Genomic DNA, 19807 nt, shown 5'->3' with positions numbered 1-19807 from the left:
TTACAGGTCAGCCAAGCGGCACCAGCCGCAGGTCGAACTCGGCCAGCAGGAAGGGTTCTGTCACGCTGCCACTCAGCGCATAGCCGGACGGGAATGCTTCTGGCGGATGCGGTTCATATTTCATCACCAGATCACCGCGAACACCGAACACCGTATCCTGATCAAGATAGGGGTCGTCATCGGGGAAAATCTCGGTCACCAGAGGCCTGAATCCGGGTGCCTTGACGATGTAATGAAGGTGCGACGGCCGCCAGGGATGACGCCCGGTGGCCCGCAGGATGTCGCCGACAGGCCCGTCTGTGGGCACGGTGTAGCTGACCGGTTTCACAGTGGTGAAACCGTATCGCCCATCCGGGCCGGTTGTCTGGATGCCATGAAAGGAAAATGTGTCCTGCTCTTCATCCTGGCTTGAATAAAGCCCGTTCGGCGCGGTCTGCCAGATGTCGATCTCGGCCCCCTCGATGGGGTTGCCGGCGGTGTCGGTGACAGTGCCGCAGGCGACCAGCACCTCGCCGTCATAATGGCGTTTCATATCGCCGCCAAAGGCCAATGGCGGCGACCCTGAAATATGGAAGGGTCCGAGAACGCTGGATGATGTGCCGGCGTTGCTGGAATGCAGCATGTCGACAAGCGACGACAGACCCAGAACGTCTGACAGCAGAACGAATTCATGGCGTGTTTCATCGGAAATCCGGCCCGCCGCCTCAAGAAACTCAATCCCCTTGCGCCATTCGTCATGGGTCAGGTTCACATCCCTGGCAAAGGCGTGAAGATGGGTGGCAAGGCTTTGCATGACCTCGCGCATGCGTGGATCAGTGTCCGCGCCGAAATATCCCATGAACACATCCGTGATGTTGTCGGCGGTGACATTGCGCATCGTAAAACTCCCTTGCCCTGTCGCCGGGCTATCCGGCGGTGAATGCCAAGACTAGGCCAGGCACAGGGTCGCAGACCAGCGTAAATATCCTGTCTGGATTATTATGATGCGGCGCCGATCATGGCATGTTGCCGTGCCCCGAAGGCATGGCTAGACTTCGGGTTTTGCTGACCGGAGCGACGTCATGCTGATCCTCTATCACGGTGCCAATTCCGTCTGTTCCATCAAGGTCAGGATCGTGCTGGCCGAAAAGGCGCTGGAATGGGAAGGTCGGCATATCGATCTGCCAAAGGGCGAGCAGTTCCATGCCGATTTCCTGAAGGTCAATCCGCGCGCCATCGTGCCGGTGCTGGACCATGACGGCGTGCTGATCCGCGAATCCAGCGTGATCTCGGAATATCTTGATGGTCTGTCCGCGCATAACAGGCTGATGCCGACCGATCCGGCGGCACAGGCGCACACCCGGATCTGGGGGCTGAACACGCTGGAATATCATGACAGTGTGAACACGCTGACCTTTTCCAGCTATCAGCGGCAGATGCTGCTGGCGAAATCGCCGGAAGAGCTGCAGGCCCGCTGGGATGCGATGCCGGACAGGATCAGGGTGCAAAAGACCCTGGACCTGATGGAACATGGCGCGCAGTCGTACTATGTTCCGGTTGCCTTGTCACGATTGCAGCGCATGTGTGCCGAGATGGAGGAATCCCTTGCCACGCATGGCTGGCTGATGGGGCCGGATTACGGTCTCGCCGACGCGCTTGTCACCGCCTATTTCTTCCGGCTCGACTGTATCGGGGTCTCGCGCTTGTGGGAGTCACGGTTCCCGCGTGTCACCGACTGGTTCGCGCGGGTCGGCAACCGCCCTTCGCTGGCCGCGGCGACCGCGCCGTGGCTTGACGAAGCGGCCATCGACAACATTCGCCGGATTGGCCGCAAGACCTTTATCGAAGACGCGGACTTTCCGGACTATTTCTAGTCCCGGATCGTTTCCAGCCCCCATCACTGTTGGCCCTGTCACATTCGGACAGGCGGATTACCAGGCGGATTAAAATGTCACCGCCATGCCTGTGCGGGCCGATTCCTGCGCCGCCTGGCCCATGCGGACGGCCCATATCCCGTCATCCAGCCCGACCTCGACCCGTCCGCTGCCACGCACAACATCAAGAAACTTCAGATGCTGATGATATGTCGACCCGTTATGGTCGCCAGCCGCTAGGATGACGTCATCGACCGGCACGTCAATGACCACCGGGGCACAGGGGTGGCGCGGACTGGCCACGATATGGGGGACCGGCCGCCGGTCCTCGGGGCCGGACCAGAACCGTGCCGGGCCGGGTATTTTGACTTCCAGCTTGCCGTCAGGCCCGACAGCATGGACCATCTCCTGATATTCCGATCCCTCGGCGAACATCGACAACTCCAGCATCGCCCTGGTGCCATTCGCGAAATCGACGATGACATAGCCGCAATCCCAGATGTCGGGGGCCGTGCCGTCATAGCGTTCATCGAGATGGTTCACCTCCTGCCCGCCAGTGGCCATCACCCGAACGGGGTCAGAGCCAAGAACCAGCCTCATCAGATCGAAAAAGTGACAGCATTTCTCGACAAAGGTGCCACCGGAATTGGCGTTGAAGCGGTTCCAGTTGCCGACTTTCTCGAGGAAGGGATAGCGATGCTCGACAATGCTCAGCATCCTGATGCCACCGGTTGCCGCGTCAAGCTGATCCAGAAACCGCTGCATCGGCGGCATATATCTGTATTCCATCGCAACCCAGACCGGGGCGGCATAGCTGTCCCGGAACGCCTCGATGTTGGCCAGATCGGCCGGGTCGGTGAACAGCGGCTTTTCCACAAGGATAGGCAGGCTGACCTTGCTGGCGATCATCTGCAGCTGGCTGGTATGGCAATGATTCGGGCTGACAATCAGAAGACAGTCCAATTTGTCATGCGCAAGCAGCGATTCGATACTGTCAGCAAGTATGGCATCCGGCGCGGCGGCGGCGGCGGCGGCGGCCATTTTGGGATCAGGTTCGAAGATAACGCTGGCAGCGGCATCTTCCATCAGCGCGATATTGGCCAGATGTTCGCGGCCCATCATGCCGCAGCCGATTACCCCATAATGAACGGTCATGTCATTCTATCCTGTTGTTTTACGGCCATATTACTATAGTGTGCCGTGTTTCATTGCGGTTCTGTTTCACTGATCCGGCGCGTTGACTGGCAGATTGGATGCAGGCGTCATTGGCCCCTGTCTGGCGATGAAACGTGCGGTGTTCGGGTCGAACCAGTTTCGCGAGAATTCGATTCGCTGATCATGCTGCGACCAGCCATATCGTTCCACATATCCGACAGTCGATCCTGCCGGCAATGGAAATTGATCCACTGTCCAGTCGGGAAGCTGCGCCAGTGCCACCTGGTCTTCGGTCCTGGTGATCCACAGGCCAAGCTCGTCGCGATAGAATTGATAAAGCGACTGCGAGACCCGCGCCGGATCGATTTCCGGGGCCGCGTCACCATCAAGCCAGATTTCCTCGATCGCCACCGGAATGCTGTCAAGAAAGCGCAGACGCCGAAACCGATATCCGTCAGAAGCTGTCCCAAAGGATGGCAGATCGTCGGGCTTGCGAACACGCTGGCATGACAGCAGCCGTGCCGATGGCAACCCGCCTCCATCCGGCCTTTCAAGCCGGAACAGAGAATAAAGCGAGGCGGTGTGACTGGTGCGGCGAATGTAATTCCCCGAACCCTGGCGTCGGTCGAGATGGCCGATTTCCGTCAGGCGTGCCAGTGATTTGCGAAGTGTTCCCACCGCAACGCCGTGCTGGCGCGCCATCTCGCGTTCCGGCGGCAGGCGCTGTCCCTCACTCAGAAGGCCGGCCTCGATCTGCCGCGCAACAAGCTCGGCAATCTGCATGTAAACCGGCAGCGCGCCCTGTTCGGCAATGGTGTCATAATCGTCTGTCATGCCAAATTGATACACCATTGATTAATCTTGTGATAGATGCTTCCATCACACGCGCTACGGGAGACGACATGACGATAGTTCCAATCACAAGCCCTGACCTCGATGCGGCGGAAATCAGCTTCTTTTCGGCGCTCTGTTCGGATGACTTCCAGCATCTCGGCGTGCCGGATGGGACTCTGCGGTCAAGCTGGGCGCATTGTTCGGAAATTGTAAAGCGGTCCGAGGCGAACGGGTTCCGGAATATTCTGTGTCCGTCTTCCTATCAGGTTGGCCAGGATACGCTGTCCTTTGTTGCCGGCTGTGCGCCGATCACCGAAAAGATGAACCTGCTGGCCGCTGTCAGATGTGGTGAGATGCAGCCCATCATGCTGGCGCGGACCATCGCGACTCTGGATCATATGCTGGAAGGCCGGCTGACGATCAATATCATCAGTTCGGATTTCCCCGGCCAGACCGAAGACAGCGGCTATCGCTATCAGCGCTCGCGCGAGGTGGTCGAGATACTGAAACAGGCCTGGACACAGGACGAGATCAATTATGACGGCGAAATCTACCAGTTCGCCGGCCTGACAAGCGATCCTGCCCGCCCCTTTCAGCAGAATGGCGGGCCACTGTTGTATTTCGGGGGCTATTCCCCGGCCGCCATCGAGCTGTGCGCGCAGCATTGCGATGTCTATCTGATGTGGCCGGAGACGCGTGAGGATTTGGCCGCACGGATGACGACGGTGAATGAGCGGGCGGCTGCACATGGGCGGACGCTCGATTATGGGCTGCGCGTCCATATGATCGTCCGGGAAACCGAGGCCGAGGCGCGGGAATATGCCGAGGAGCTTGTCTCGAAACTGGATGATGAAGCTGGCCGTAAAATTCGCGAACGCGCGCTGGACAGCACCTCGCTTGGGGTGGCCCGTCAGGCCCGCAACCGCGATCTGGCCGATATGGAAGGCTTCATCGAACCGCATCTGTGGACCGGTGTTGGCCGCGCGCGCTCGGGCTGCGGGGCGGCGCTGGTCGGTTCAGCAGACCAGATTTTGTCTGAAATCGAGGCCTATCAGAAAATGGGCATGCGCAGTTTTATCTTTTCGGGCTATCCGCATCTGGATGAATGCGATTACATCGGCAGGCTTGTGCTGCCGGAATTGAAGACCTGTTCACTGCCGCATGAATATGGGCGCGTGCCGGCATCCACACCGGCGACACCTCTTGGCGTAGGAGCGAGAGCCTGATGGAACGTGTAACCCTGACCGATGGTGTATCGCTGTCCCGCATCGTGTATGGCATGTGGCGGCTTGGTGACGATACGGACACCTCGCCGGCGCATGTGCAGGCCAAGATCGAATCCTGCCTCGAGCAGGGCATTACCACGATGGATCAGGCCGATATCTATGGCGGCTATATGGCAGAAGAGCTGTTTGGCACAGCGCTTCGCGCTGCCCCCTCATTGAAAGACAAGATCGAGATTATCACCAAATGCGACATCATCGCGCCGGTTGGCCGGCACGAATCGGCGCGGGTGAAATATTATGATACGGGCCGGGCGCATATCACCCGGTCGGTCGAGGACAGTCTTCGCCTGATGGGGATCGAGACGATTGACCTGCTGCTGATCCACCGGCCGGACCCGCTGATGGACCATCACGAGACCGGCGCCACCCTTGATGGGCTGGTGAGTTCAGGCAAGGTCAGAAGTGTGGGTGTTTCGAATTTCCGCCCCTGGGACTGGGAACTACTGCAATCGGCGATGACGACCCGTCTTGCCACCAACCAGATCGAGATCAGTGTTCTGGCGCATGCTGCCTTCACCAATGGCGATATTGCCTTCCTGCAACGTCATGGCATTCCGCCGATGGCCTGGTCACCTCTGGCGGGTGGGGCCCTTTTCGCGCCGGAGAACAAAGCCATTCATGACAGTCTGGCGGCCATTGCCGCGCGCTATGACAGCGATGTAACGACGCTTGTTGTCGCCTGGCTGATGGCGCATCCATCCCGGATCATGCCGGTGATGGGAACCAACAGTCTCGAGCGTATCGGCCATTTCGGGGCCGCCGCGAGGATCAGTATCGACCGACAGACCTGGTATGAGATATACACCATCGTCCTCGGGCATGAGGTGGCCTAGCAGGTCGGCGAGGGATTTGGATTTGGATTTGCATCTTCATCACATGGCACAGCCACGGCGCGCCACAAGGGATTCCGGGATCTGATGGCGGCGCTGTTGATCATCCTGCAGCCCCTGCAATGGCTGAATGATATGGCCGGGCGTGTCGGGCGGTGGCTGTCGATCGGGGCTATCGCGATCATGGTGGCGGTGATCCTTCTGCAGGTATTCTGCCGCTATGTCCTGAACAATGCGCTTCCCTGGCCGGATGAGGCGGCCCGTTTCATGATGTTGTGGCTGACCGGCCTGATGGCGCCTGTTGCGCTGCGTCGCGGGGGCATGGTGGCAATCACCGGGTTTCTCGAAATGCTGCCCCGCCGGATCGTCATGGTGGCGTCGCTGATGCTTCTGGTGATTTCGCTGATGGTGCTGGTGGTTGGCGCGAATCTTGGCCTGAAACATGTCGAATCGGGCTGGCTGTTCGCCAGCTCCTCGCTGAAGCTGCCCTTGTATCTGATCGGCATGAAGTCGGTAAAAATCAAACTGGCCTGGATGTATATGTCGATCCTCACCGGGGTCTTCTTGATGATTCTGGTGAATGTCGAGCTGATCCTGCGCGCGCTGGTGGTGGCGTTCGGTGGTGAAGGCAGGTTGCGCCCCGTGCCGATGCCGGGTGCCGGCAGCGTCGATGACGCCGGTAGCGGAGGCGCCTGATGCTGATCTGGTTTTTGCCTGTATTCCTGATTTTCCTGCTTCTTGGGTTGCCGGTGTTCTTCGCCCTGCTTGCCGCGCCCGGCATGCTGCTGTGGCTGAATGGGCAGGAGCGCGATATCACGCTCCTCTATCGCAATGTCTATAACGGGATGGACAGCTTCCCGCTGATGGCGATCCCGTTCTTCATGCTGGCTGGCGAACTGATGAACCGGGGGGGGATCACCGCGCGTCTGGTGGAATTCGCACAGGCGATGATGGGGCATTTCCGTGGCGGTCTGGCGCATGTGAATGTGCTGTCTTCAATGCTGTTTGCCGGGCTTTCGGGATCGGCGGTCGCCGATACATCGGCAATCGGATCGATGCTCATCCCGGCGATGGAAAAGCAGGGCTATACCCGGCGGTTTTCGGCGGCGATCACTGCAGCCAGCTCGGTCATCGGTCCGATCATCCCGCCATCGGGAATCATGATCATCTATGCCTATGTTATGGGGGAAAGCGTTGCCGCCCTGTTCCTGGCCGGAATTGTGCCTGGCATTCTGGTTGGCGTCGGCCTGATGGTGGTGGTGTCCTGGATGGCGGACCGGTATGATTTTCCGGTCGCGACGCGGCGCTACAGCTGGCCGGAACGCGGCAAGGCAAGCCTCAAGGCCTTCTTTCCCCTGATGACGCCGGTGATCATCCTTGGCGGCATTCTTGGCGGCATCTTTACCCCGACCGAGGCGGCGGCGGTCGCGGTCGGCTATGCGATCTTCATCGGTCTGTTCATCATGAAAACGCTTCGCCTTGCCGATCTTCCCGAGGTTCTGGCAAGGGCCGCCACCACCTCGGCGGTGGTGCTGCTTCTTGTCGGCGCGGCGATGGCGTTCAAGACGGTTGTCAGCCTCAGCCATGCGCCGGAAACGCTGGCGGCAATCATCCTGTCGATTACCGACAATCCGCTGATGCTGCTGTTTCTGATCAATATTCTGCTGTTCATTGTCGGCATGTTTCTTGATGCCGGACCAGCGATTATCATCCTTGGCCCAATTCTTGGCCCAATCTTTGTCAGCATGGGGATCGACCCCGTGCATTTCGCCATCATCATGAGTGTGAATCTGACGGTGGGGCTGGCAACACCGCCTATGGGTTTGGTGCTATTTGTGGCATCATCAGTGTCGGGAGAGCGTGTGGAAACCATCGCGCGTGCCATCATACCATTCCTGTTGGTAGAGATCGCAACGATATTCCTCATTACCTATGTCCCGGCAATTTCAATGACAATACCCAGACTGACCGGGTTTGTTGACTAACCTTAACGCATAGCAATCACGGAGGACCCACATGCTTAAAAGGTTATTTTCCACGCTGCTCGTTGCAGCCATGATGGCTGGAGCATCGCTCACAGCCTATGCGGCGGATTACACAATCCGGGCAACCGCAAACTCGAACGAGAATGACGAGGACTATGACGGTCTGGTTGTTTTCAAGAACTATGTAGAGAGCGCGTCGAACGGCGCCATCGAGGTTGAGCTTTTCATCGGCACGCAGCTTTGCTCCAAGGGCGCAGAGTGCCTGCAGGGTGTCGCTGACGGTTCGATCGATGTCTACATTTCGACCTCGGGCGGTGCCGCCGGCATCTTCCCGTATGTGCAGGTTCTCGATCTGCCGTATCTGATGGCTGACGACCGGGTGGCGGAACATGTTCTGTCCGGCGATTTCACCCGCACCATGCGCTCAATGGCGCTGGATGATTCGGGGGGCAAGATCCGCCTGATGACCATTGGCAACACGGGTGGCTGGCGTAACTTTGCCAACACACGTCGCCGCATCCAGAACCCGTCCGATATGGAAGGGCTGAAGATCCGGACCGTTGTTGCCGACCTGCCGCAGGAGTTGGTTCGTGCGCTTGGTGCATCACCGACACCGATTCCGTGGCCAGAGCTGTTCACCAGCTTCCAGACAGGTGTTGTCGAGGGATCCAAGAACGGCATCACCGACATCATGGGCATGAAATTCCCGGATGCCGGCCTGAAATATGTCACGCTTGACGGCCACGCCTATATGGGTGCCCTGTGGTGGATGAACAACGAAAAGTTCACCGGCATGCCTGAAGGTCTGCGCCGCGTCGTTGTCGACGGATTTTCGCAGCTGCAGCAGGCAACCTTTGCCTCGCCAAAGCGCAAGTCGATCCAGGCCTATGCAGACTTCGTTGCCGGTGGTGGTGACCTCTATGTGCCGACCCCTGCCGAAAAGGCAGCCTTCAAGGACGCAGCCGCACCTGTCTATGACTGGTTCAAGTCCAATGTCGATGGCGGTGAAAAGATCTTCAACGCACTGACATCGGCTGTTGCCGACGCCGAAGCCGACATCAATGCCGGTCGCGGCAAGGACCTGATGTAAGCAGGCGAACCGAACAAGGGGCCGGGCGAACCTGTTTCGCCCGGCCTATCTGAATGGATAGAGCCATACCCGGTAATCATCGATCAGCTCATGCGCTTTCTCAATTTGCTCCGGCGTCATTTTCTTGATGACTTCTTCCTGGCTGATCGCGGCGTCGGGATCGCCGCCGATGGCCGACAGCACATACCACATATAGGCCCGCACAAGGTCGGGTTGCGGCATTCCAAGGCCGACCTCATAGTACCATCCAACACCGGACTGCGCGCCGGGATGGCCCTTCATGGCCGAGCGCAGATACCATTCAAAGGCGCGGGTATAGTCCTGTTCAACGCCAAGCCCCATCGCATACATGACGCCGATCAGTTCTTCGGCGTCGGCGTTGCCGGACCGCGCCGCCGGCCACAATTCCCGCATCGCCTCGTCAAAGCGGTTGGTCTCCATCAGATCGCGCGCATGTTCAATCTCGGCGGCGGCCGGCATGCTGCCAAGACACAGTCTGGCAATGATCAGAAGAACGAAAAGGCGAGCGGTGCGTTGTCTCATGTGTGTCTGCTTCTGCTTTTCATCATGGCCGGGCCCGCGGTGGCATCGCCCTTTCCCGAGCCGTTGACCGATTCCGACTATCATAGCTTTTCGCCGGCCCGCGCCAAGATCGGACAGCTGTTATTCTATGACAAGATTCTGTCTGGCAACCGCAATATTTCCTGCGGCACCTGCCACCACCATCGTTTTGGTGGTGCCGACGGCCTGTCGCTTGGCATCGGAGAGGGGGGAGTCGGGGTCGGTCCGGAACGTCATCCCGGCACCGGTGAGTCACGGATCAAGAAACGGGTTCCGCGAAATGCCAGCGCGTTGTGGAATCTTGGCGCAAAGGCCTTCACCGTGCTGTTCCATGACGGGCGTCTGGCGATTGCCGATGATTTTGACAATGGCTTCAACACACCAGCCGAGGAATGGCTGCCACATGGTCTGGAAACGGTGTTGGGAACGCAGGCCATTTTTCCCATGACGGCGCAGTTTGAAATGGCCGGCAACCCGAAGGAAAACGAGGTCGCCGGCGCGCTGCATGACCGGATCGATGCCGTTTGGCCGATCCTGGCCAAGCGGGTCCGGGTGATCCCCGAATATGGCGAGATGTTTGTCGAGACATTCGATACTGTGGATCGTCCGGAAGATGTCACGATCAGCCATATAGGCGAGGCGCTGGCGGCCTTTATCGCGCTGGAATTCAGGTCGAACGACTCGCCCTTCGATGCGTTTCTCGCCGGTGACGAGATGGCGCTGACGGCCCGCCAGCGCCAGGGTGCGGTGCTGTTCTATGGCAAGGCGGGATGCGCCGACTGTCACAGCGGCCCGTTGCTGACCGACCAGAAGTTCCACGCCTTGGCGATGCCGCCGTTCGGGCCCGGCAGAACGCGCCGCTTCGACCCCTACACCCGCGATGTCGGACGAATGGGAGAAACCGATGATCTGGCGGATGCCTACCGGTTCCGTACGCCGTCACTTCGCAATGTCGCTTTGACCGCCCCCTATGGCCACAATGGTGCCTATCCAACGCTCGAGGGCGTGATCAGGCATCATCTGGACCCCGTTGGCGCGCTTGGACGCTGGCGTCCGGAAATGGCCAATCTTCCAGATGCGCCCTGGCTTGAAGCCATTGATTTTGTGGTCTGGCAGGACCGGCTGGAGATGGACCGGTTGAAACGCCGTGTCGATATTACACCACGCCGACTGACTGACGGCGAGGTCGCGGCGCTTGTCGATTTCATGGATGCGCTGACCGGGCAGACAGCGCGCGCCCTTCCGCTGGGTATTCCCGCCAGCGTGCCGTCCGGCCTGCCGGTCGACAGGTGACCCGGACGCCTCAGCCCTTCAGCAGTTGATAGATCTGACGCCAGCGCGCCTGTGCCGCGCCAAGCCCGTCCACCAGCGCCGGGTCCGGATTGATCGTCGCCCGGATGGTCGGCTTGCGGCAGACATCACCGACACTGGCACCGTCCGCCATCATGGCAAGCCGCGCAGCGCCCAGCGCGGCACCGAAATCGCCGTCGGCAGGCAGGTCGACCGGAACGCCCGTCATCGCTGCAATATAGGCCAGCCAGGTTTCATTCTTGGCGCCGCCGCCCGTGGCCAGCAACCTTGTCGGCGCCGCACCGGCGTTGGCCAGCACCTGTGTGGCATCGGCGATTGCAAAGGCGACCCCCTGCAGCACCGCGCGGGTCATCTCGCCGCGGCCATGATGCCGCGCAAGGCCAAAGAAACCACCGCGGGCGTCGGCATCATTATGAGGCGTCCGCTCGCCGGACAGATAGGGATGAAACAGCAGGTCGGCGGCCGCAAGGTCGGTGTCGGCAAGGTCGCGCATCAAGGTGTCGATATCGGCGCCGGTGATGTCACACAGCCATGACAGACAGTCGCTTGCCGCCAGAATCACCCCCATCTGGTGCCAGCTATCCGGCAGCGCATGACAGAAGGCGTGTGCGCCGCTTTCGGCAGCCGGGGCAAACCTGTCTGTCACCGTGAACACAACACCCGAGGTTCCAAGCGACAGAAAGCTGTCTCCCGGTGCAACGGTGCCAAGTCCGACAGCCGCTGCCGCATTGTCACCGCCGCCACCGGCAACAACCGGTCTGCCGTCAATGCCCCATTCGCGGGCAATCTCGGCGCGAAGCTGGCCGGACGGGGCGCTGCCTTCGACGAGACGCGGCATGTTCGACCGGTCAAGACCACACAGCTCCAGAAGCCTGTCAGACCAGTCGCGCGCAGCCACATCGAGCCATAATGTGCCCGCCGCATCGGACATGTCCGACACCGCCTCGCCCGTCATCCGCAGACGCAGGTAATCCTTGGGAAGAAGAATCAATGCGGTGCTGCTGAAGGATTCGGGCTCCGCCTCGGCCATCCAGACAGCCTTTGGCGCTGTGAAGCCCGGCATTACGGCATTCCCGCCAATCTCGCGGAATTCGGGATATGTGCTGTCAAGCCGGGCCGCCTGGGCGGATGACCGGGTATCATTCCACAGGATGGCTGGCCGCAGCGGTTGCTGGGCCGCGTCAAGCGCCGTCAGCCCGTGCATCTGTCCCGACAGGCCGATGGCCCTGACCGCGGCAATCCCTGCAGCCTGTTCCCGCCCAAGCTGGCGTACCGCCAGATCGGCAGCCTGCCACCAGGACTCGGGATCCTGTTCCGACCATCCCTGCTGCGGCCGGCTGACGGAAAGGGCGGCGGATCGGCTGGCGACCACTGTGCCATGTTCATCGACAAGCAGCGCCTTTACCGCCGATGTGCCAAGATCGATACCAAGAAACATGACTCGCTCCGTTATGTGGGTCGCAAGCCTATCATCGAATGGCAGTGCGTTGCACCTTGCTTCACGGGGATGCCTGACAGTCGGGCTGGCGGTCGTCAGGCACCTGCTGGTTGGCCAAGATCCCGGTGAACCGTATATTTAACACCATCCGATACAGGCTGGTGCCACACAGCATGTCAGAAGGGGAATCTGCTGCCATTCCGGGGCTGTCGCGAGACATTGAATTCATGACCCGGCTTCAAAGGCACGCAGGTGAATTGGGGCGCTCCCATGCCGACATATTGCATGTCGCTGGCGATATTCTGCGCTTTTGCAAAACAGCCGCCGGCGGCGTCGAAGCGAAAGCCGCTGTCAACATAATCACCGCCCGCAATCACCCACAGCAACAGATAATCGACCCTGTCTTCAGCGGCGCGTGCCGTGCCCGCCATCAGACCGCACATAAGACTGATTGCCACCAGGCGCTTCATCATTCCTGCTCCTTGATATCTGCCAATCATTCGGCCGGGACATGTCAGGACTTGCTGTTGGCAAGCGCCCGTTCCATCACCGCGGCGATGCGTTCGGTGAATTCGCGCGGGTCGGCGATGGTCTCGCCCTCGGCAACGATGGCGCTGTCATACAGCAGCTTTGCAAAGCTGTCCGAGCCCTCAAACTCGCCCGATTCCATGCGGCTGTTCAACGCCTTGACCAACGGGTGCTTTGCATTGATCTCCAGAATCTTCGGGCCGCCATGAAAGTCCGGATTATGCATCCGCATCATCCGTTCCATCTGCGGGTGCATACCACTCTTGTCGGCGACAAGCCGGGCCAGGCTTGTTTCGAGATTGGCCGAACTGCGCACATCGGCGACAGTCCCATCAAGGACATGTTTCAGTTTTGCCACGAAACTGTCGGACAGGCCGGCATCGGCATCGGTGTCGTCCTTGCTTGGCTCACCGACATTCGAAATATCAATATCGCCACGGGTGATTGACTGGAACGTCTTGCCGTCGAATTCCGGCGTATTGGCGAGCCAGAAATCGTCAATCGGATCGGTCAGGACAAGGACGCTGATCCCTCTGGCGCGGAAGGATTCAAGATGCGGGCTTGTCATTGCCAGATCCGCATTCTCGGCCGACAGGTAATAGATCATCTCCTGGCCGGATGCGAACCCGTCGACATATTCCTTCAATGTCACCATGCCGTCCTTGCCGGTCGACCGGAACAGGCTGATATCAAGGATCTTGGCGCGGTTGGCATCGTCCTCATACAGACCTTCCTTGATCACCCGGCCAAGCGCCGCCCACAGGGTTTCATATTCGTCGCGGCGCTTGTCCAGTGCCCTGCCAAATTCGCCAAGCACGCGCTTGACCACGGCTTTGTTGATCTTGGTCACAACCGGGTTCTGTTGCAGCATTTCGCGGCTGACATTCAGATCGACGTCCGGTGTGTCGATGACTCCGCGAAGGAAGCGCAGCCATTTCGGCACCAGCCCCTCGCAATTGTCGGTGATGAAGACACGGTTCACATAGAGCTGCAGACGCGAACGCCGCTCCGGGTCGAACAGGTCAAAGGGTGCCGTCGAGGGGATGAAGACAAGATTGGTGAATTCGACAGCGCCTTCGGTTCTGTTGTGAAGTGTCGCAAAAGGCGTGTCATAGGCACCGGCAACCGACAGATAGAAATTCTGGTATTCCTCTTCGGAAATATCCTTGGCCGGCTGCGTCCACAGCGCCACCGCGCTGTTCAGTCGCTCGGGGTCGGCCTTGGCGTCATTCCACATGATCGGCTGCGCAATGTGGTCCGAATATTTCTTCACCAGATGTTCGATCCGCTCACGCTCGATATATTCCTTGGCATCCTTGCGAAGATGCAGGGTGATATCGGTGCCGACATCCTCGCGGCTGGCGCTGGCGATGGAAAAGCCGGAGCTGCCGTCACTGTGCCAGTGGCTGGCCTCGGCGGCGCCATGCGCCCTTGACACAACATCGATTGTCTCGGCCACCATGAAGGCGGAATAGAAGCCGACCCCGAACTGCCCGATCAGCTGGTCGGTCAGACCATCGCCTTCCTTGCCACTCTTTGCCGCTTCGACAAAGGCCTTGGTGCCGGAACTGGCGATGGTGCCCAGCGTTTCCTTCATCTCGGCGGCGGTCAGGCCGATGCCATTATCGCTGATGGTCAGGGTGCGCGCACTCTTGTCGGCGCGGATGGTGATTTCGCCATCAAACATGTCGGCCGCATCACCGGCACTCAGCACGGCGAATTTGCGCTTGTTGATGGCATCGGATGCGTTGGAGATCAATTCGCGAAGGAAAATCTCCTTCTGCGAATACAGCGAATTGATGACGATATCGAGAATCCTGCCGGTATCAGCCTCGAAATCGAAAACCTGATTGGACATGCTCTGGCCCCCATGTGATGTGTCTTGAGGGCATTTAATTTTCATCAGGGCCAATTTCAAGATGATCCGGGCACCGGCCTGTCCGCAATTGGTCAGGCGGCGGCATGGATGCGTGGTTTGGTCTAGTCCACAAAAGCCTTTTCAATCACGAACGTGCCCGGTCTGGCATTCGACCCTTCGGTAAAGCCACGTGATTCCAGCGCGTCACGAAGGTCTGTAAGAACCGCCTTCGACCCACAGATCATCACGCGGTCGGTGGCCGGGTCGAGCGCGGCGCCAGCCATTGATTCAAGAGTGCCGTTTTCCAGCAACGCCGTCAGGCGGCCGGTGCGTTCATATGGTTCGCGGGTCGTGGCGTCGATCAGATGCAGCCTGTCTGCGGCCAGGTCGCCGACAAGCGGGTCCGTGCGCGTCGCCGCAACCAGGTGTCGGCCATAGGTCAGTTCGGCTACCAGACGGCAGCCATGCGCGATCACCAGAGAATCGAATTTCTCATAGCTTTCCGGATCGCGGGCCACGGATGCAAAGGGCGCAATGCCCGTGCCGGTGCCGAACATCCACAGGCGGCGGCCCGGCAACAGGGCATCGAGGACCAGCGTGCCGGTGGATTTGCTTCGCATCCAGATGGTGTCGCCAGGCTGGACACGCTGCAGGAATTCGGTCAGTGGACCTCCGGGAACCTTGATGGAATAGAATTCCAGAGTGTCGTCCCAGCATGGTGATGCGATGGAATAGGCGCGAAAGACCGGGCGCGCGCCGGGCAGGCCGATCATCACAAACTCGCCGGACCGGAACCGGAAACTGGCCGGTCTGGTGATGCGGAATCGAAACAGCCGGTCAGTATAGTGTTCGACCTCTGTCACCGTCTCGGCATGGCAGCCGGACGGCGTTTCACATCGCACCGGCTGATCGCTGATCTCGGTGGCATATGATGCGTTGGTTGCCGCCATATTCATTGTCATCCCGTCAGATCCCATGAATCGATGGACACGAACATAATGTTCATTTGTACACAAACGATAATCATTTGTACACAAACAATATGCAGGACAGGCGTCAGCTGCCGGACAGACAAACAGCCGAACAGACAAAAGATTGTCTGTCTGCCCGATGGCTGGTCAGGCAGGCGGATGACGGGTGGGTATGGCCCCGATATGGCCCCGGTATGGTCGGTTCGTTTTAGCTGGCAGGCTGGCGGGCAGCGCGGGCCTGTCTGGTGGCATCCTCGTCGACCGCCGGAACATCACCCTCGCTGATGACCACGCCATAAAGATCCTTTGCCTGCGCTGCGCTGTAGCGGCCCAGCCGCACATCCTCGAGGACGGCTTCCGGTGCGCGTTCGAACGGATCACCATAGCCGCCGCCGCCGGGGGTGCGGACCCAGACACGGTCACCCGGGGCAAGGGCGATATCCTGTTCCTTTGACAGATGCAGCGGGACATAGGGGTCACCGTTACGGATCACCACGACCTTGTTTACCTCGCCATCCGCGCCGCCAAGCGCGCCCTGCGGGCCGAACCGGCCATGATCCATCACAAAACTGGCGCGGGCCTCGCCGTTGCGAAGCTCAAGTTCATAATCGAGGCCGAACCCACCGCGGTTCCTGCCGGCACCGGCCGAACCTTCATGAAGCGCATAGCGGTGATACAGGACCGGGAAGGCCTGTTCCATGATTTCCACAGGCGGTGCCTTTGAAATGCCGATGGTCGAACAGCCATTGCTCAGCCCGTCGCCATCGGCATTGCCCCCATAGCCGCCACCGGACAGCTGATACATAACGAAATCCCGACCCCGTTCGGCATTGTGGCCGCCAAGCGCGAAATTGCCGCTTGTGCCGGCCGGGGCAGCGGTGACACGGTCGGGAAGGGGTTGTACCAGCGCCGCGAAGACCGCTTCGGCGATGCGCTGGCTGACCTCGGCCGCGCAGCCCGATACCGGGCGCGGGTAATGGGCATCAAGAAAGGTGCCTTCGGGTCTGATCACTTCAAGAGGCTCAAAGGCGCCGGCGCTGATCGGCACTTCGGGAAAGATATGCCGCATCGCCAGATAGACCGAACTGAGTGTTGTGGCGAGAACCGAATTCATCGGTCCGCGACAGGGCGGGCTGGACCCCTTGAAATCGAAGACAAGGCGATCATCCTCGCGCGTGACGGTAAGTCTGATTTCCAGAGGTTCATCAACAACACCGTCACTGTCGACATAGGCAACCGATTTCCAGCTGCCAGCCGGCATCCGCGAAATCAGCTGGCGCATCTGGGTCGCGGCGCGGCTGCGAAGTTCGGCAATGGCCTGTTCAACCGTTTCATCACCATAGCGATCCAGAAGCAGGTCCAGCCTGTCCGCCCCAACATCAAGCGCTGCCGCCTGTGCTTTGACATCGCCGATCCGTTGGTCGGCCACCCGGATGTTCGAACAGATAATGGCGTAGATCTCGCGGTCCATGACCCCCTGTTTGAACAGCTTTACCGGTGGCAGCCGAAGCCCTTCCTGTTCAACCGCCGTGGCCGAAGCCGAAAATCCACCCGGCACGGCGCCGCCCGTATCCGGCCAGTGCCCGGTATTGGACAGCCAGCACCACAATGTGCCATTCCGGTAATAGGGTCGGACAAACCGTACATCCATCAGATGCGTGCCGCCGAGATAGGGGTCATTGACGATATATATGTCACCCGGTTCGGGCGCTGCCGCTTCGCCTTCACGGATCAGCCTGATCAGCTCGGCGGTGGAATATTGCATGGTTCCCACAAAGACCGGCAGCCCACCGGCACCCTGGGAAATCAACGCACCGTCATCGGCGGCATAGATGCCGTCCGACCGGTCATTGGCCTCGGCGATCACCGGCGAAAAGGCGGCACGCGAAAAACTCAGATCCATCTCGTCGCAGGCCTGTTGCAGCCCGGCTTGGATAACACTCAAGGTAATGGGATCAAGGCTCATGACGCGCCTCCGACGCTGATCAGAATGTTGCCGTCACTGTCGGCGCTGGCGCTGTCATCCGGCTGGATCAGGATCGTACTGTCCATCTGTTCCAGAATGGCCGGTCCCTGAAGACGCATGTCGAGAGGCAGCCTTTCGCGTGTATAGACAGGGGTGTCGCACCAGCCATCGCCAAACCAGACCTGCCGGGTTCCCGTCTGTGCCTCGGCCAGTGTGGCGGCACGTCCTGCATCATCGATCAACCCGCCAAGATCGATCTCGGCGCGGCAGCCAATGACCGTCGTGTTGACATTCACCACCTGCGCGCGGATTTCCGGCAGCCGGACCCTGAACCTGTTGAAATAGACCTCTTCGAACCGTGCCTGAATATCATCGCGATCCAGTCCGTCACCCCCCAGCGGCACCTGTAGAAGATGTGTCTGTCCGGCAAATTGCATGTCCAGCGAATGCTGGATGCTGATGTCCGAGATCTCGACTGGTTCCTGCCTGACAAGCGCTGTTCCCTCGTCGCGCTGTCCGGTCAGGATGCCGGCCAGCTTTTGCATGTCGAGGGCGGCCAGCGGGGTGTTGACAGTCTGCACGAAATCATGCCGCAGATCGGCAACGATGCATCCAAGGGCATTGGTGATGCCGGGCCGTGCCGGGACAAGCACTTCGGGAATGCCGAGTTCGCCTGCCAGCGCCGAGGCATGGAGCGGTCCGGCGCCGCCAAACGCAAACAGCGAAAAATCCCGCGGATCCTCGCCAAGAGACACCGACACCATGCGTGTCGCGCCAGCCATGCGGGTGGTGGCGATGCGGATCACCGCCGCCGCGGCGCTTTCGGCATCAATGCCAAGCGGGTCACCAAGCTCGGTCTGGAAAATCTGCCGGATCTGCGCCAGATCGACCTGTCCCGGAACGGATTTCAGCTTGCCGACATCAAGCCTGCCAAGAAGCATGTTGGCATCGGAAATGGTGGGTTTTGTGCCGCCACGTCCATAGCAGATCGGCCCCGGGGTGGCACCGGCGCTCTGCGGCCCGACCTCCAGAAGGCCGGCCTCATTGACCCGGGCGATGGATCCGCCACCGGCACCGATGGTACGGACATCGACCATCGGCACATGGATTGGCATGGCATATTCAAGTTCGATTTCGTGCGAGACCGACGGCTCGCTGCCGCGGATCAGCGCGACATCTGTCGAGGTGCCGCCCATATCATAGGTGATCAGATTGGGACGGTTCGCCCGACGACCTGTATAGGCGGCGGCAATCACGCCGGAGGCCGGCCCCGACATCACTGTCTTTGCCGCCTCGCGAACAACACGGCTTGCCGAGACGGTGCCGCCATTGCCGTTCATCACCAGAAGCTCGCCACCATAACCGCCATCACTGAGTTCGCGTGCCAGTCGCCCGATATAGCGTTCCAGAAGCGGCTGGACCGAGGCATTCACCGCGGCGGTGACCCCGCGTTCAAACTCGCGGCTTTCCGACAACAGGGAATGGCCGGTGGTGATGTAGTCATTCGGCCAGAAGCCGGCGAGAATTTCCGCGGCCCGCATTTCATGTGCCGGGTTGGCATAGGCATGCAGGAAATGAACCACCACCGATTCCACTCCGGCGGCAAGCAGCTGTTCACCTGCCTTGCGGACAGAATCCTCATCAAGCGGGGTCACAACGCGGCCGGCATAATCCAGGCGCTCCGGCACCTCAAGTCGCAGGTCGCGCGGGATGATCGGCGTGAAATCGCCTTTCATCCCATAGGGCTGGGGCCGGGTTCTGCGGCCAAGTTCCAGAACGTCGCGAAAGCCCATCGTGGTGATCAGGCCGGTACGGCTGAGCTTGCGTTCCAGAACGGCATTGGTCGTTGTCGTGGTGCCGTGAATGACAAGGGCGACGTCGCGAAGGTCGGTTCCCGCCTCCTGCAGCGCCGTCATCACGCCAAAGGCCTGATTGTCGATCGTGCTTGCCACTTTCGACAGATGAACGGTGCCCGTTCGCTGGTCAAGCCTGACAAGATCCGTGAATGTGCCCCCGACATCGACCCCGATCAGGTCATTTTGCCGGGCTTGGTCCCGGGTTTGGTTTTGGGCTTGGTTTTGGGCTTGGTCGCGCGCCGTCATCGGCCTTGATCCCCGATATTGTTCGTACACAAATGAGCA

The 19807-nt window shown here is 59.8% G+C and carries 17 protein-coding genes; 7 read left to right on the top strand and 10 right to left on the bottom strand.

Going from position 1 to position 19807, the window contains the following annotated elements:
- Positions 1-7 precede the first annotated feature (7 nt).
- A complete protein-coding gene (locus AB3X55_05200; GenBank protein ID MEX0502974.1) occupies positions 8-877 on the bottom strand; it encodes a dioxygenase in 870 nt (289 codons plus the stop codon).
- Positions 878-1061: 184 nt separating this feature from the next.
- On the opposite strand from AB3X55_05200, the gene AB3X55_05195 reads away from it, so the two are divergent.
- On the top strand, positions 1062-1853 hold the full coding sequence (locus tag AB3X55_05195; protein MEX0502973.1) for a glutathione S-transferase family protein: 792 nt from the start codon (positions 1062-1064) through the stop codon (positions 1851-1853).
- A 69-nt stretch (positions 1854-1922) separates the two neighbouring features.
- Here AB3X55_05195 and AB3X55_05190 read toward each other — a convergent pair whose 3' ends face one another.
- Both AB3X55_05190 and AB3X55_05185 read right to left on the bottom strand, forming a co-directional pair.
- Positions 1923-3008 (bottom strand): Gfo/Idh/MocA family protein, encoded by a 1086-nt coding sequence (locus AB3X55_05190; protein MEX0502972.1) that lies wholly within the window; start codon positions 3006-3008, stop codon positions 1923-1925.
- Positions 3009-3074: 66 nt separating this feature from the next.
- Positions 3075-3842 carry a GntR family transcriptional regulator gene (locus tag AB3X55_05185; GenBank protein MEX0502971.1) on the bottom strand — a complete coding sequence of 256 codons (768 nt, stop codon included), beginning with the start codon at positions 3840-3842 and terminating at the stop codon, positions 3075-3077.
- Positions 3843-3910: 68 nt separating this feature from the next.
- On the opposite strand from AB3X55_05185, the gene AB3X55_05180 reads away from it, so the two are divergent.
- From AB3X55_05180 to dctP, 5 genes are all read left to right on the top strand, one after another.
- A complete protein-coding gene (locus AB3X55_05180) occupies positions 3911-5068 on the top strand; it encodes an LLM class flavin-dependent oxidoreductase (GenBank protein ID MEX0502970.1) in 1158 nt (385 codons plus the stop codon).
- Positions 5068-5961: an aldo/keto reductase family oxidoreductase gene (locus AB3X55_05175; GenBank protein ID MEX0502969.1), complete on the top strand. Its 894-nt coding sequence runs from the start codon at positions 5068-5070 to the stop codon at positions 5959-5961. Before AB3X55_05180 ends, AB3X55_05175 begins: the two co-directional genes overlap by 1 nt.
- Before the next feature lie 84 nt (positions 5962-6045).
- On the top strand, positions 6046-6654 hold the full coding sequence (locus AB3X55_05170) for a TRAP transporter small permease (protein ID MEX0502968.1): 609 nt from the start codon (positions 6046-6048) through the stop codon (positions 6652-6654).
- Positions 6654-7943 carry a TRAP transporter large permease gene (locus tag AB3X55_05165; GenBank protein ID MEX0502967.1) on the top strand — a complete coding sequence of 430 codons (1290 nt, stop codon included), beginning with the start codon at positions 6654-6656 and terminating at the stop codon, positions 7941-7943. Before AB3X55_05170 ends, AB3X55_05165 begins: the two co-directional genes overlap by 1 nt.
- Before the next feature lie 31 nt (positions 7944-7974).
- Positions 7975-9033, top strand: a complete 1059-nt coding sequence (gene dctP, locus AB3X55_05160; GenBank protein MEX0502966.1) for a TRAP transporter substrate-binding protein DctP — start codon at positions 7975-7977, stop codon at positions 9031-9033.
- A 45-nt stretch (positions 9034-9078) separates the two neighbouring features.
- Here dctP and AB3X55_05155 read toward each other — a convergent pair whose 3' ends face one another.
- Positions 9079-9576, bottom strand: coding sequence for a tetratricopeptide repeat protein (locus tag AB3X55_05155; GenBank protein ID MEX0502965.1), 498 nt, complete (start codon positions 9574-9576; stop codon positions 9079-9081).
- A gap of 24 nt (positions 9577-9600) precedes the next feature.
- Here AB3X55_05155 and AB3X55_05150 point away from each other — a divergent pair, with 24 nt between their 5' ends.
- Positions 9601-10887 carry a cytochrome-c peroxidase gene (locus AB3X55_05150; GenBank protein MEX0502964.1) on the top strand — a complete coding sequence of 429 codons (1287 nt, stop codon included), beginning with the start codon at positions 9601-9603 and terminating at the stop codon, positions 10885-10887.
- A gap of 10 nt (positions 10888-10897) precedes the next feature.
- Here the strand turns inward: AB3X55_05150 and xylB are convergent, their stop codons facing one another.
- The 6 genes from xylB to AB3X55_05120 all read right to left on the bottom strand — a co-directional run bounded on the left by xylB (position 10898) and on the right by AB3X55_05120 (position 19768).
- The gene (xylB, locus tag AB3X55_05145; protein ID MEX0502963.1) at positions 10898-12343 is read right to left on the bottom strand and encodes a xylulokinase; all 1446 of its coding nucleotides are present in this window, start codon (positions 12341-12343) and stop codon (positions 10898-10900) included.
- Between the two features lie 176 nt (positions 12344-12519).
- Positions 12520-12816: a hypothetical protein gene (locus AB3X55_05140; protein MEX0502962.1), complete on the bottom strand. Its 297-nt coding sequence runs from the start codon at positions 12814-12816 to the stop codon at positions 12520-12522.
- Between the two features lie 41 nt (positions 12817-12857).
- Positions 12858-14729 (bottom strand): molecular chaperone HtpG, encoded by a 1872-nt coding sequence (htpG, locus tag AB3X55_05135; protein MEX0502961.1) that lies wholly within the window; start codon positions 14727-14729, stop codon positions 12858-12860.
- A gap of 122 nt (positions 14730-14851) precedes the next feature.
- Positions 14852-15685 (bottom strand): ferredoxin--NADP reductase, encoded by an 834-nt coding sequence (locus tag AB3X55_05130; protein MEX0502960.1) that lies wholly within the window; start codon positions 15683-15685, stop codon positions 14852-14854.
- A gap of 223 nt (positions 15686-15908) precedes the next feature.
- Positions 15909-17666 (bottom strand): hydantoinase B/oxoprolinase family protein, encoded by a 1758-nt coding sequence (locus AB3X55_05125; GenBank protein ID MEX0502959.1) that lies wholly within the window; start codon positions 17664-17666, stop codon positions 15909-15911.
- The gene (locus AB3X55_05120; GenBank protein ID MEX0502958.1) at positions 17663-19768 is read right to left on the bottom strand and encodes a hydantoinase/oxoprolinase family protein; all 2106 of its coding nucleotides are present in this window, start codon (positions 19766-19768) and stop codon (positions 17663-17665) included. The genes AB3X55_05125 and AB3X55_05120 overlap by 4 nt, the downstream gene beginning before the upstream one ends.
- Positions 19769-19807: the final 39 nt, after the last annotated feature.

Source organism: Alphaproteobacteria bacterium LSUCC0719, assembly GCA_040839025.1.
GTDB lineage: Bacteria > Pseudomonadota > Alphaproteobacteria > Puniceispirillales > Puniceispirillaceae > UBA8309.
Note: the sequence above shows the minus strand (reverse complement) of the source record. Positions and strands in the feature narration are given on the sequence as shown.